Origin of the sequence: Clostridium sardiniense (assembly GCF_050584765.1) — a bacterium.
Lineage (GTDB): Bacteria > Bacillota > Clostridia > Clostridiales > Clostridiaceae > Clostridium > Clostridium sardiniense_A.
In genome coordinates this window covers 85,741-98,678 of the sequence record NZ_JBNOOR010000001.1, presented here as the reverse complement: position 1 = coordinate 98,678, position 12,938 = coordinate 85,741, and the positions used below count along the sequence as shown (strand labels likewise).

Below are 12,938 nucleotides of genomic sequence, written 5' to 3'. Positions count from 1 at the left end.
TAATCAACTAATTTAAATTGATTAATAACTATGTCTCTTATATTTCTGTATACGTAAGACCTAATTTTTAATAGTATCATAAGTTACACAAACAGGCTTACCACTCTTTGGTTCTTCTATTATTTGTGCATCTATATTAAATATTTCTCTAAGATTTTCGTTTGTCATAACTTCTTTAGGTGATCCTTCACACACAACTCTTCCCTTTTTAACACCTATCATATGATCTGCAAACCTTGCAGCATTATTAAGTTCATGTATTACCATAACAATTGTGCTACCTTGTTCTTTGTTTAACTTTTCTAATAATTTCAGTACTTCTAACTGATGGGCTAAATCTAAATATGTTGTTGGTTCATCTAACAATAATATATCTGTTTCTTGAGCTAAAGCCATAGCTATCCAAGCTCTTTGTCTTTGACCACCTGATAACGCATCCATAGTTCTATCTTTAAATTCTGATATACCGGTAGCCTCTAATGCCCATTTTACTATATCATTATCTTCTTTATTCAAATTTCCAAATCCCTTTTGATGCGGAAACCTTCCATAAGCTATAAGTTCTTCTACAGTTAATCCATCTGGCGCTTTAGGACTTTGAGGTAATACTGCCATCTTTTTAGCAAGTTCTTTTGAGCTTTGCTTATTTATTTCAGTACCGTCTATATATATTTCACCACTTTTAGGCTTTAGTATTCTTGCTAATGTTTTTAATATAGTAGATTTTCCACATCCGTTTGCTCCTATAATTGTTGTTATCTTTCCTCTTGGTATAGCTAAGTTTAAATCTTTTACTATATCTATATTTCCATATGAAATATTTAAATCTTTTGTAGTTATTAAGCTCATATGTGTGAATTCTCCTTTCAGTATCTTAACTCTAATCAACTAGCATTAAATAAATGAAATATGGTACTCCTATTATTGAAATTACTATTCCCACTGGTATTTCTATAGGTGCTAGTAAATTTCTAGATATTGTATCTGCTATAAGTATAATTAAAGCACCAAACAACGCTGATATAGGAATTAAATTTTTATGTCTAGGTCCAACTAATTTCCTTGCTATATGAGGTGCAATTAATCCTAAGAAAGAAATACTTCCAGCTACCGAAGTTGCAACTCCAGCTAAGATTACTGAGTATATAAGAAGCTTTCTTCTTTCTCTTTCAACTGTTATACCAAGACCTGTAGATATCTCATCACCTAAGTTTAATATATCTAAATATCTTGATTTATATATTACTATTGAAGTGAAAATTACTATAAATGGTAATACAGCTATTACATACTTCCAACTAGTTCCCCATATACTTCCTGACGTCCATGCCATTACTCTATTAAACTCTTGTGTTGTAAACTTTAATTGGAATATAGTAAGCATAGATGTAAATGCAATATTTATTCCTATCCCAATTAAAAGTAATCTTGATGATTCTATTCCTTTTTTCCATGATAGAATATAAATTAAAAATGCTCCGAATATAGCTCCGAGTAATGCAACAATAGGCATAGTAAATATAGTTAGATCACTTATTCCATCATATACATTACCATTCATAAAATATATGTACATTACAACAAATAATGCTGCCCCTGAGTTTATACCTAATATACCTGAATCTGCTAGGTCATTTTTAGTTACACATTGAAGAATTGTACCTGCTACTGCTAGTGCTGTTCCAACTAATATTGCTATGACTATTCTTGGAAGTCTCAAGTTCATTATTACAATCTCATCACTTTTAGTTCCTTGTCCTATTAACGTTTTAATTACATCTAATGGACCTACTTTAAATGATCCAATATTTAAACTAACTAAGATAGTTATAATTATTAATACTAATAATATCATTGCTATAAAGAAGGTTTTATTTTTTTTGTAAGACTTCATGAATTATTTACTCCCCTTTCTAACAAGATATATAAAGATAGGAACTCCTATAAGTGCTGTAAGAGATCCAATTGGAGTTTCGTATGGTGGATTTATCATTCTAGCTAATATATCACTATAAACTAATAAAATACCTCCTAAGAATAAAGAACCAGGTATTATATATTTATAATCAGCCCCTACTATTCCTTTTACTATTTGTGGAACTATTAGACCTACAAATACAATATTCCCTGCAACTGATACGGAAGCTCCAGATAAAACTATAACTATAAATATAGCTATTCCTCTAACAACATTAGTCTTTTGACCAAGACCTATAGCAACTTCTTCTCCTAAACTTAGGATTGTAATCTTAGGCGCCATTACAATAGCTGCAATAACTCCAATCATTCCAACTATAAATAGTAATTGAACTCCTTCCCACTTAGCACTAACTAAACCTCCTGATATCCAAAAGCTTAATTCTTTAGATAAATTAAAGTACATAGCTATTCCCGTTGCTAAAGAAATTAGTAATGTTCCAAGAGCTGTTCCTGCAAGTGCAAGCTTTACTGGATCTATCTTTCTATTTACTCTAGAACTTATAAAATATACTAAAACTCCACTTATACTTGCTCCTAAAAATGCAAATATTATAAGTCCAAAACTACCTATCACTATATTAGGCATAACTTTCTGTAATACAAGAGCAATTGCTATTGCAAATGTAGCTCCTTGAGTAATTCCCATTATTGACGGATCTGCTATTGGATTCCTAGTTACCCCTTGCATTATAGCTCCAGAAACGCCTAAGAAACCTCCAACTAATGCAGCTGCAATAGCTCTAGGTATCCTAACTTCTCTAATTATATTGATATTTACGTCATTTGAACTTATAAATAGACTTTTTATTATTGTTTGTATACTTATATCTTTTGCCCCTATTGATATAGACAATCCTATTCCAAGTATTAGTACTATTATTGATAGCAACATAAATATATAAACTCTAGCCTTTTTATTTGAATTGCCCATTTAATAATCCTCCTAATCAAATAAAATAATAGGTGTGAAAACATAATTAATTACTTCACACCTATTAAATAACATACTATTTTATTAGCTCACTTTTAATTGATTCTAATAACATCTCTCTTCCAATAGGATTATATGACTGACTGAAGAATGGACTAGAATTAAGTATTGTTACATTTCCATCTTTCACTGCTCTTGTATTATTCCACACTTTACTCTTTGATAAATCTTTTTTATCTGCCTCTGTTGCAATAACTACAATATGATCAGCATCTATTTTAGTTAAACCTTCCATTGTTACAGTTGGTAGTGTTATATTATCTTGTTTTGGCATATCAGCTGGCTTTGGAAGTCCCATATCATCAAACATTATTGACCCTATTCCACCATCACTAAATACCATAAATTGTCCTGAAGTTGCTAGAAGTGGCAAATAAGTTTGATTTTTATTCTTAGCCTTAATTTCCTCTCCTACTTTTTTAGCTTTTTCATCATAGCTTGCAAGCCACTTATTAGCTACATCTTCTTCATCAAATATTTTGGATACATCAATCAGTTTATCTTTCCAGTCATTTCCGTAATCTTTCATCATTACTACTGGTGCAATATCTTTTAATTGATCATATATTTTTTCTTGTCTTTGACTCATTATTATTAAATCTGGATTAGTGCTTAAGATTGCTTCTATATCCATAGTATCCATCATTGAATGACCTACTACTTTCGCATTTCCAAGCTTATCTTTTATGTATGATGGTACATTTTTAGTATCATATGAATCTACATTAGCTGTACCTACAGGAGTATGTCCTAATATGATTAATTCCTCACTACTTCCTGATATATCTACTATACGTTTAGGATCTTTAGGAATTTCTACATCGCCCTTTACTGAACTTACAGTTCTAGTTTCATTTTTGTCTTTAGACTCAGAATTATTACTAGAACATCCTACAAATATTCCAAAAGTTAACATCATTGTTGTAATTAATAATAAAGACTTTAATTTTCTCATATTGCTCTCCTTAAATTTATTATTTTATGTATTTAACTGATAATAATTTTCAATTTCTTTTGCAATCTGATTTTATTATATATATTAGTGACAGTCAATATATTTTCGCTAAAATTTTAATAGTATATTTTTACAACTAAAAATTTATATCATAATTAAATTTTAAAAGAGTTAACAAAATAAGATTTAATTAATGCACATATTAATATATAATGTATTTAATATTTAATAATATAATCTAAAAAAAGGTGCAAAATAAATGACAAAACAAACACACTCATCTGGAGGATTTTTAATTGCTCTAATTACATTAAATATATTTATAACAAAATATTTGATTCACTATAGTATTAGCTATGGATTGCTATCAATAGTAATTTTTTTCTATACTTCTCATATTGGATCATTATTCCCTGATATAGATATGAAAAGTTCTTTTATTAGTAAAAGGCATCCTTTTATCTCTAAGATTTTTGGAAAACGCTGTAGACATAGAGGTTTTACACATAGTTTATTAGCTATGCTTATTTTATATATAATTTTTAAACTTTTTATAATTATAAGTAATGATAATATTATAATTATAAGTATGTGTTATGGATTTTTTATAGGTTATGCTTCCCATTTGATTTTAGATTTGCTTACAAAAGAAGGAATCGAATTGCTGTACCCTTGCAAAGTTAATTTTAATGTATTTTTTATTAAAACTAACTCTAATGGAGAAAAGAATTTCAATAGATTTTTAAAATTTATAATTTCGCTTTACATATTATATAATATATATTTAATAGCTAATAATATATTTCATCTAGATATATTAAACCATTTAAATTTAAATAATTTTGGAAAGTAAAAGGGCTTTAAAGCCCTTTTTCTAATCTAAATTTAATAAATCCGAAATTTTTATATTTTATAAATAGACTTACTTTTATATTTTCACTTAATATTCATTTTATTGCTACTTTTATGTCCATATTATTGCAATATAATATACTAATAATATAACAATAAAATGGAGAAATTTATATGCAGCAATTTTTATCAGCCTTCATCCTATCCATATCATCTAATTTAGATACATTTGCAGTATCTATTTCCTATGGTATGCATAAAATAAAGTTACCTATTTCAAGTAATCTATTAATTGCTTTAATAACTACACTTGGAACCTTCCTATCTATGCTATTTGGTAAGTTACTAACTAATATAATACCTAATAGTATATCTAACTTTATTGGAGGAATAGCATTAGTTTTAATAGGCATTTGGTTCTTAATTGAATCTATACGCAATAAAGAATCTAACAATTTCTTAAAGGCAGATTCTAACGGTTCTAGAGTTATAGAATTAAAAGAAACAATTCCTCTTGCATTTGCTCTTACAGTAAACAATTTAGGAGTAGGAATTTCCGCAAGTATAACAGGAATAAGTATCTTTTATTCTACAATATTTACTTTTATTATAACCTCAATAAGTATTTTTGCTGGATCATGGCTAGGACATAGTTTCCTTGGAAAATTACTTGGAAAATATGCGCCTGCTGCATCTAGTATATTACTTATAATTCTAGGAATATATGAAAGCTTCATATAAATAATAAAAGACTTAGAATTATAATATTATAATTCTAAGTCTTTTATTATTTATAGTTATTCATCATCTCTAAATTCTAAAATATCTCCAGGTTGACATTCTAATACTTTGCATATAGCCTCTAAGGTAGAGAATCTTATAGCTTTGGCTTTTCCATTCTTAAGAATAGAAAGGTTTGCTTGGGTAACACCCACTCTCTCTGCAAGTTCTGTTAAGCTTATTTTCCTCTTTGCCATCATTACATCTAAATTTGTTATTATCATACATTCACCTATACTGTATATTTGCTCTCTTCTTCTAGTTCCTCGGATTTATATTTTATCTTTATGGATTCATTAAATACATCTCCAATTATTCTAGCAATTAATCCAATTGATGCTAATAATAAAGTTTCAAACTTAATAGCAAATCCACCAAACGCTAATATTTGAAGTGATGTATTATCATTTCTTATGAAATATGTTGATATAGCCATTATAAATAAAATATTAGATATAGTAATTAAAATCTTTATATTCTTATCTGCAAATATAATCTTATCATTAATATTTTTAACTAGTACCTTTATCTTAATTAATATTATAAACAATCCTATTAAAATAACAAACCTAGTAAAAGCAAATAAAATTACTTCATTGTTTAATTTATTAAAATCATTAAATAAATTAATAGTTCCTCCAATTATCATAACTCCTAAAGCTAATATGGCTAAGTTAATTATTATAGTAGTTAACTTTAAATATCTCATATTTTCTCTCCTCTTAATTTACTTTATATTATATATATTACAGTTTTTCTCAATTATATTCAATATATTTTTATTGTCATTCGATATTTATTTATTAACTAAAATAAAAAGATATAGATAAAATATCTATACCTTTTAAACAATTCTTATATCCTTTTATAATAACTATACTATCTAAATCATAATAGTTAATACTATATATTTAAATCACTTGTAAGATACGCATTTATAAATGAATCTATTTCTCCATCCATAACAGCTTGAACATTTGAAGTTTCTTCACCGGTTCTATGATCCTTGACCATATTATATGGATGGAATACATAAGATCTTATTTGACTTCCCCATCCCATATCTTTAAGCTCACCTGTTAAATCTTCTATTTTTTCTTTATGAGCTCTATCCTTAAGTTCTATAAGCTTAGATTTTAGCATATTCATTGCAGTTTCTCTATTTGATATTTGACTTCTCTCATTTTGACACTGCACAACTATCCCAGTTGGAATATGTGTTATTCTAACTGCTGATTCTGTTTTATTAACATGCTGACCACCAGCCCCACTTGCTCTATAAGTATCAACCTTTAAATCATCAGATTTAATATCTATATCTTGATCTTTTGTAAGCTCCGGAAGAACTTCAACAGATGCAAATGATGTTTGTCTTTTTCCATTTGCATTATATGGAGATATTCTAACTAATCTATGTATACCTTTTTCTGCTTTTAGATATCCATATGCAAATTCGCCCTTTATACTTAAAGTTACACTCTTAACACCAGCTTCTTCACCTTGAATTAAATCCAAAGTTTCCACAGAAAATCCTTTTCTTTCGCACCATCTTGTGTACATTCTTAAAAGCATTTCTGTCCAATCATTTGCGTCAGTTCCACCAACACCAACATGTAATGTGAATATTACATTATTTTTATCATACTCACCTGATAAAAGCATCTCTATCTTATAATCTTCAACTTCTTTTTCTAGGAACTTAACTCCTGAAATTATCTCATCTATTGATTCCTCATCATTTTCTTCCATAATTTCATTTAGAACTTCTATGTCCTCAACCTTTGTCTCTAAAGTTTCAAATCTTTCTAGTTTAGATTTTAAGAACTTACTCTCTTTAGTTACTTCTTCAGCTTTTTTTATATCATCCCAAAATCCTGGCTCTTGCATTCTTAAGTCAAGTTCTATTATTTGTTTCTCTAAGGCTTCTTTGTCAAAGTGAAGCCCTCATTTCCTCTAAATTTGATTTTAAACTTGGCATTTTAGCTAATGCTTTTTCAAGTTCTATTTTCATATAATCACCTCTATCTTAATTTTAATAAAGCATCGTTATCTTAAAGATAACGATGCCCATTTTAATTTCTATACTTCTCTTCCACAGCAGTTTTTATATTTCTTTCCGCTACCGCATGGACAAGGTTCATTTCTACCAGTAGTTACTTCTTTCTTAGCTTGTTGCTTCTTTGAAGAAGATTCCTCTCCGCCATGATTTGCATGAGTTGCTGTTGTCTCTTTAACTACTCTTTCTCTCTCTTCTGGTGCTTTTTCCATTTGAACGTGGAATAGATATTTTACAGTATCTATCTTAATTGACTCTATCATTTCGTCGAACATAGCACTACCTTCCATTTGGTATGCTTGAACTGGATCTTGTTGCTTAAATGCTCTAAGTCCAATACCTTGTTTTAAGTGATCCATATTATCTATATGGTCCATCCACTTAATATCAACATTCTTAAGAAGAACTACTCTTTCTATTTCTCTAAGTTTTTCTTCTCCAAATTCTGCTTCTTTGCCTTTATATATTTCTAAAGCTATTGCTGTAAGCTTTTCTTTAATTTGATCATTTGAAAGATCCATTAAATCTTCAATAGTTATTCTATTTGCAGGTAGACAAATATCATCTAAATAAAGAATTAAGTTCTTAAATTCATTTTGATAATCATCTTCCATTCCAGTAATATGTGCATCTACAGCTTCACTTATTACTTCTTTAATCATCATTTCTACTTGCTCTTCTAAGTTTTCACCTTCAAGAACTTGGCTTCTTTGCTTATAGATGATTTCTCTTTGCATGTTCATAACATCATCATATCCTAAAAGATTCTTTCTGATATCAAAGTTATGACCTTCAACTTTCTTTTGAGCACTTTCTATTGATTTTGTAATTATCTTACTTTCAATAGCATCATCTTCTTCAAGCCCAAGCTTATCAACCATAGCATGAGTTTTCTCTGACATAAAGATTCTCATTAAATCATCTTCTAATGAAATGAAGAATGTTGATTCCCCAATATCACCTTGTCTACCTGAACGTCCTCTAAGCTGGTTATCTATTCTTCTTGATTCATGTCTTTCTGTACCAATTATCTTAAGACCACCAGCCTCAATTGCTCCTTCTCCAAGTTTTATATCAGTACCTCTACCAGCCATATTTGTTGCAATTGTTACTGATCCAACTTCACCAGCATCTGCTATAATTTCTGCTTCTTGCTCGTGATATTTAGCATTTAAGACTTTGTGTTTAATACCTTTTTTCTTTAATAGTGCAGAAATTATTTCTGACTTTTCAATACTTGCAGTACCAACAAGAACTGGTTGACCTTTTTCATGAGATGCTTTTATTTCATCAACTATAGCATTATACTTACCCATAGCAGTTTTATATACTATATCGTGATTATCTATTCTTTGGATTGGTCTATGTGTTGGAATAACTATAACATCTAATCCATAGATTTCTCTAAATTCATTTTCTTCTGTTAAGGCTGTACCTGTCATACCTGATAACTTATTGTACATTCTGAAGTAATTTTGGAATGTTATTGTTGCTAAAGTTTTTGATTCTCTTGCAATCTTAACTCCTTCTTTAGCTTCAATAGCTTGGTGAAGACCATCTGAGTATCTTCTACCTTCCATAAGTCTTCCTGTAAATTCATCAACTATTATAACTTCTCCATCTTTAACCATGTAGTCTTTATCAAGTCTCATTACATAGTTAGCTTTTAATGCTTGAGTTACATAATGTTGTAATTGCATATTTTCAGCATCTGCATAGTTTTCTACTTTAAATGCCTTTTCTGCCTTCTCAACACCTTCTTCTGTAAGCATTGCAGCATTTGCTTTTTCATCAATTGTATAATCTTTTTCAGCAACTAATGTCTTTACAAAGTAATCTGCAACTTTATAGAATTCTGTTGATTTTTCTCCTGCACCTGAAATTATAAGTGGTGTTCTAGCTTCATCAATAAGAATTGAGTCAACCTCATCCACTATAACAAAGTTTAGTCCTCTTTGAACTCTTTCTTCTTTATATACAACCATGTTGTCTCTTAAGTAGTCAAATCCAAATTCATTGTTTGTTCCATATGTTATATCAGCGTTATATGCCGCTCTTCTTTGATCATTATTTAAATCATGAACGATAACATCTGTCTTAAGTCCTAAAAACTCATAAATATTATTCATCCAATCTCTATCTCTTGAAGCTAGATAATCATTAACTGTTATTACGTGAACCCCTTCTCCTGATAAAGCATTTAAATATGCTGGTAATGTAGCAACTAATGTTTTACCTTCACCAGTTTTCATTTCAGCTATTCTTCCTTGGTGAAGAACAATACCACCTATTAATTGCTCTCTGTAATGCTTCATTTTTAATACTCTTCCTGAAGCCTCTCTTACAACAGCAAATGCCTCAACTAATAAGTCATCTAATGTTTCACCATTTTTATATCTTTCTTTAAATTCTTCTGTTTTACCCCTTAATTCTTCATCACTTAGTTTTTCCATAGTTGATTCTAAGCTTTCGATTTTGTCAACTAATGGCTTTATTCTCTTAACTTCTCTTTCGCTATACGTTCCAAATAAAGCTTTAAACATTCCCATATTTTCATCCTTCCAAACGCTAAAAAATTTGATAAGCATTTTCTCTTTCTTTACTTAGTATACATTTATAAATTATACCATTTTTAATTAATATATTTCAACTTTATCACAATTTTATTAATTTTACTTGTATTTTAATTTAAAAACTCCATAAAGTTATGATTTATCATCAACCTTATGGAGTATAAAATTCTATTTATTAAGTTTTAAATTTTATATATAATCTGGCTCTAATAAACCATAATCTCCGTCTTTTCTCTTATATAATACACTGATATTATTTGTATCTGCATCTTTATAAACGAAGAAGTTATGTCCTATAAGTTCCATTTGAAGAATTGCTTCATCAACATTCATAGGCTTAACAGCAAATCTTTTTGTTTTTACTAATTCACCTTCATGTTCATCTCCAAACTTATCAGTTGCAATTTCTGCAAATCTTAATGAATCATTCATTCTTCTAGAAAGCTTAGTTCTTTGCTTTCTAATTTGTCTTTCTAACTTTTCTTCTACTTTATCTATAGATTTATACATATCATCTGTAATCTCTTCAGCTCTAAGTAGTATTCCATTAAATGGAATCGCAATTTCTACTCTATGCCTATTCCTTTGTACAGATAATGTTGCTTTCGCATTTACATTACTTTCAAAATACTTATCAAGTTTTGAAACCTTTTTCTCCACCATTTCTTTTAAAGCAGGAGTTAATTCAATGTTTTTTGTTACAACTGTTACTTTCATGCGTCCAGCCCCTCTCACTACACTCTAAGTCTAACTTAGAGGATTTCAAATGATTTGTTTATCTATTTGTTATATTTATTTTACTCCTCTTAATAATAAAAGGCAAGCTCATTTTCTGAATTTACTGAAAATTTAGTTTTTGTATATAATTTTAACTAAATGCAAAAAAAGACACTAAAATTTTTAGTGTCTTTTTTTGAAAAATTAGCTGACCTGGTTTTTGCCCCCACACTCGCCTACTGGAGATTTCGCTACCCGGAATTAACCTCTCACTACTAACCCTCTCAAATTTTATTATCTGGTAGGACTTACCTCTATACCGCACCATGCTCACTAGAATCTTTGCCTAGCTTATGTGGATCGTTTCGCCTGCGACTGGCATCGACTTTCAACCACAGACCTAACTTTACATTAATATTATATACGACTTTTAGCAATAGTCAATATTTTTATTTCATTTGCACCATTTTCTTTTAATATTTTAATTCCTTCCTCTATGGTCGCCCCTGTTGTAACAACATCATCAATTAATATAAACTTTTTCCCTTCTACATCACATTTATCTTTTATAGAAAAGGAATCTTTTATATTTTCTCGCCTTTCGCTCTTACTTAATTCTTTTTGAACTCTTGTTTCTTTTGATTTAATTAATGTTTCCATATAATTTAAATCTAAACGCTTAGAAAGAAGCTTTGCAATGTATTCACATTGATTAAAACCTCTTGTCTTTTTTGATTTTTTGCCTATAGGTATATATGTTAAAATATACTCTTTACTAATACTAGATATCTTTGTTTCAAGCATACCTACTAATATTTCACCTGCTAAAAAATCCTTCTTAAATTTAAATAAATGAATTAGTTCTTTAAGCGCACCTTTATAATAACCATAATATTCATCCTCTGTGCAAAGCTTTATGCTTCTTAGACAACTTTTACATATTCCTTCTTCCTCTTCTTCCTCACATATTATGCAAGTTGATGGACATGGAAAAAGTATTTGTAGTATACTTTCTTTTAAATAATCTAATAACTTAAATATCCTTCTTCCCATAGCCTCTTATTAAAACTCCTAGTTACTTCCCTTGCCTTTTCTATATTTTCCGTTTCTTCATGACAAACTAAAATAACTTCCGAAAATTCATTATCCCTTTTGCAAACCTTACTGCACATAAACAATATTTTCTTATAATCTATACTTTTATCGTCTGCTGATAATACTATAATTCCATCTACATTTGGAGTCTCTAATACCTCTCCTATTTTATTTGTTATTAGAAATATTGACTTATCCTTAAACTTAAATACATTATTATTTAACTTTTCATCAGTTGACTTTAATAATTTAACGCCATTTAAATCAATTCTCTTTCTATAATAGTCATATGTTATATCTATATCTTCAAGGTAAGGTACATAGGTTATTACATTTTTATTATTATTTTTAAACCATAATATATACTCATATAAGAAATATGGAATATCGTATCTTAAGTCTATCCTAGTTGTCATAACTCTAGGTTCTGTAAGCATTTTTATATCTTCTAAATTTAACATATTTATTGTATTTTCATGTTCATTATAATTTATTGAAGAATATAATATTATCTTTTTAGAATACCTTTTTAATTTATCATAGACACTTTGAAAATTCTCTTTTGATAATTTTGAATATGATGACACATCGTCTATTATAATAAGATCGTAATTTTTGTTTATATTATATAAATACTTACAATTCATAAATACAAGTCTTTTATCTACTATATCTTCTCTAGTATATGCATAATATTTATTCTTTTTATTTATATAAAAAATAAGATCTTTATCAACATTAGAGTTTCCCCATATATATAGAACACTTCCATGTCTATTACATATAATATCTTTAACTACATCATAAAGTATTTCATTGCTTTGAAGAGGCTTTCCTAAAATAGTTAGCATAGCCTCTTCATTATCTAGATAATTTCTTATCTTTTTATTTAAATAACTAAATTCTCTATCAGTTGAATTAACCAAACAACTCACTCCC

13 protein-coding genes are annotated in these 12,938 nt (G+C 28.6%); 2 read left to right on the top strand and 11 right to left on the bottom strand.

Annotation, left to right across the window (positions count from 1 at the left end; all coding sequences use genetic code 11):
• Nucleotides 1-60: 60 nt before the first annotated feature.
• The 4 genes from ACQPUW_RS00500 to ACQPUW_RS00485 all read right to left on the bottom strand — a co-directional run bounded on the left by ACQPUW_RS00500 (nt 61) and on the right by ACQPUW_RS00485 (nt 3,926).
• A complete protein-coding gene (locus ACQPUW_RS00500) occupies nt 61-849 on the bottom strand; it encodes an ABC transporter ATP-binding protein (RefSeq protein WP_430835555.1) in 789 nt (262 codons plus the stop codon).
• Between the two features lie 31 nt (nt 850-880).
• Nucleotides 881-1,894 (bottom strand): FecCD family ABC transporter permease, encoded by a 1,014-nt coding sequence (locus ACQPUW_RS00495; RefSeq protein WP_430835554.1) that lies wholly within the window; start codon nt 1,892-1,894, stop codon nt 881-883.
• A 3-nt stretch (nt 1,895-1,897) separates the two neighbouring features.
• On the bottom strand, nt 1,898-2,911 hold the full coding sequence (locus ACQPUW_RS00490) for a FecCD family ABC transporter permease (protein WP_430835553.1): 1,014 nt from the start codon (nt 2,909-2,911) through the stop codon (nt 1,898-1,900).
• 76 nt (nt 2,912-2,987) lie between these two features.
• A complete protein-coding gene (locus ACQPUW_RS00485) occupies nt 2,988-3,926 on the bottom strand; it encodes an iron-hydroxamate ABC transporter substrate-binding protein (protein WP_430835552.1) in 939 nt (312 codons plus the stop codon).
• 259 nt (nt 3,927-4,185) lie between these two features.
• Here ACQPUW_RS00485 and ACQPUW_RS00480 point away from each other — a divergent pair, with 259 nt between their 5' ends.
• Nucleotides 4,186-4,779, top strand: a complete 594-nt coding sequence (locus ACQPUW_RS00480; RefSeq protein ID WP_430835551.1) for a metal-dependent hydrolase — start codon at nt 4,186-4,188, stop codon at nt 4,777-4,779.
• A gap of 173 nt (nt 4,780-4,952) precedes the next feature.
• Nucleotides 4,953-5,519, top strand: coding sequence for a manganese efflux pump MntP family protein (locus ACQPUW_RS00475; RefSeq protein ID WP_430835550.1), 567 nt, complete (start codon nt 4,953-4,955; stop codon nt 5,517-5,519).
• 56 nt (nt 5,520-5,575) lie between these two features.
• Here ACQPUW_RS00475 and ACQPUW_RS00470 read toward each other — a convergent pair whose 3' ends face one another.
• The 7 genes from ACQPUW_RS00470 to ACQPUW_RS00440 all read right to left on the bottom strand — a co-directional run bounded on the left by ACQPUW_RS00470 (nt 5,576) and on the right by ACQPUW_RS00440 (nt 12,925).
• Nucleotides 5,576-5,782 (bottom strand): helix-turn-helix domain-containing protein, encoded by a 207-nt coding sequence (locus tag ACQPUW_RS00470; protein ID WP_430835549.1) that lies wholly within the window; start codon nt 5,780-5,782, stop codon nt 5,576-5,578.
• 8 nt (nt 5,783-5,790) lie between these two features.
• The gene (locus ACQPUW_RS00465) at nt 5,791-6,267 is read right to left on the bottom strand and encodes a hypothetical protein (RefSeq protein WP_430835548.1); all 477 of its coding nucleotides are present in this window, start codon (nt 6,265-6,267) and stop codon (nt 5,791-5,793) included.
• 194 nt (nt 6,268-6,461) lie between these two features.
• Nucleotides 6,462-7,569 (bottom strand): peptide chain release factor 2 gene (gene prfB, locus ACQPUW_RS00460; RefSeq protein WP_430835547.1). Its coding sequence is split into 2 segments (ribosomal slippage): nt 6,462-7,502 and nt 7,504-7,569, totalling 1,107 coding nucleotides; the frame shifts between segments, so codons are not numbered across the junction.
• A 68-nt stretch (nt 7,570-7,637) separates the two neighbouring features.
• The gene (gene secA / locus ACQPUW_RS00455; RefSeq protein WP_430835546.1) at nt 7,638-10,163 is read right to left on the bottom strand and encodes a preprotein translocase subunit SecA; all 2,526 of its coding nucleotides are present in this window, start codon (nt 10,161-10,163) and stop codon (nt 7,638-7,640) included.
• A 213-nt stretch (nt 10,164-10,376) separates the two neighbouring features.
• Entirely contained in the window at nt 10,377-10,904 is a 528-nt protein-coding gene (gene hpf, locus ACQPUW_RS00450) for a ribosome hibernation-promoting factor, HPF/YfiA family (RefSeq protein ID WP_430835545.1), read from the bottom strand.
• Between the two features lie 417 nt (nt 10,905-11,321).
• Complete coding sequence (locus ACQPUW_RS00445; RefSeq protein ID WP_430835544.1) at nt 11,322-11,957, bottom strand: ComF family protein; 636 nt, start codon at nt 11,955-11,957, stop codon at nt 11,322-11,324.
• Nucleotides 11,930-12,925 (bottom strand): hypothetical protein, encoded by a 996-nt coding sequence (locus ACQPUW_RS00440; RefSeq protein ID WP_430835543.1) that lies wholly within the window; start codon nt 12,923-12,925, stop codon nt 11,930-11,932. The genes ACQPUW_RS00445 and ACQPUW_RS00440 overlap by 28 nt, the downstream gene beginning before the upstream one ends.
• Nucleotides 12,926-12,938 lie beyond the last annotated feature (13 nt).

What these genes read in the sequence shown, in the direction of transcription:
- ACQPUW_RS00500 (WP_430835555.1), bottom strand. Translation starts at nt 849, where the DNA reads ATGAGCTTAATAACTACAAAAGATTTAAATATTTCATATGGAAATATA.
- ACQPUW_RS00495 (WP_430835554.1), bottom strand. Translation starts at nt 1,894, where the DNA reads ATGAAGTCTTACAAAAAAAATAAAACCTTCTTTATAGCAATGATATTA.
- ACQPUW_RS00490 (WP_430835553.1), bottom strand. Translation starts at nt 2,911, where the DNA reads ATGGGCAATTCAAATAAAAAGGCTAGAGTTTATATATTTATGTTGCTA.
- ACQPUW_RS00485 (WP_430835552.1), bottom strand. Translation starts at nt 3,926, where the DNA reads ATGAGAAAATTAAAGTCTTTATTATTAATTACAACAATGATGTTAACT.
- ACQPUW_RS00480 (WP_430835551.1), top strand. Translation starts at nt 4,186, where the DNA reads ATGACAAAACAAACACACTCATCTGGAGGATTTTTAATTGCTCTAATT.
- ACQPUW_RS00475 (WP_430835550.1), top strand. Translation starts at nt 4,953, where the DNA reads ATGCAGCAATTTTTATCAGCCTTCATCCTATCCATATCATCTAATTTA.
- ACQPUW_RS00470 (WP_430835549.1), bottom strand. Translation starts at nt 5,782, where the DNA reads ATGATAATAACAAATTTAGATGTAATGATGGCAAAGAGGAAAATAAGC.
- ACQPUW_RS00465 (WP_430835548.1), bottom strand. Translation starts at nt 6,267, where the DNA reads ATGAGATATTTAAAGTTAACTACTATAATAATTAACTTAGCCATATTA.
- secA (WP_430835546.1), bottom strand. Translation starts at nt 10,163, where the DNA reads ATGGGAATGTTTAAAGCTTTATTTGGAACGTATAGCGAAAGAGAAGTT.
- hpf (WP_430835545.1), bottom strand. Translation starts at nt 10,904, where the DNA reads ATGAAAGTAACAGTTGTAACAAAAAACATTGAATTAACTCCTGCTTTA.
- ACQPUW_RS00445 (WP_430835544.1), bottom strand. Translation starts at nt 11,957, where the DNA reads ATGGGAAGAAGGATATTTAAGTTATTAGATTATTTAAAAGAAAGTATA.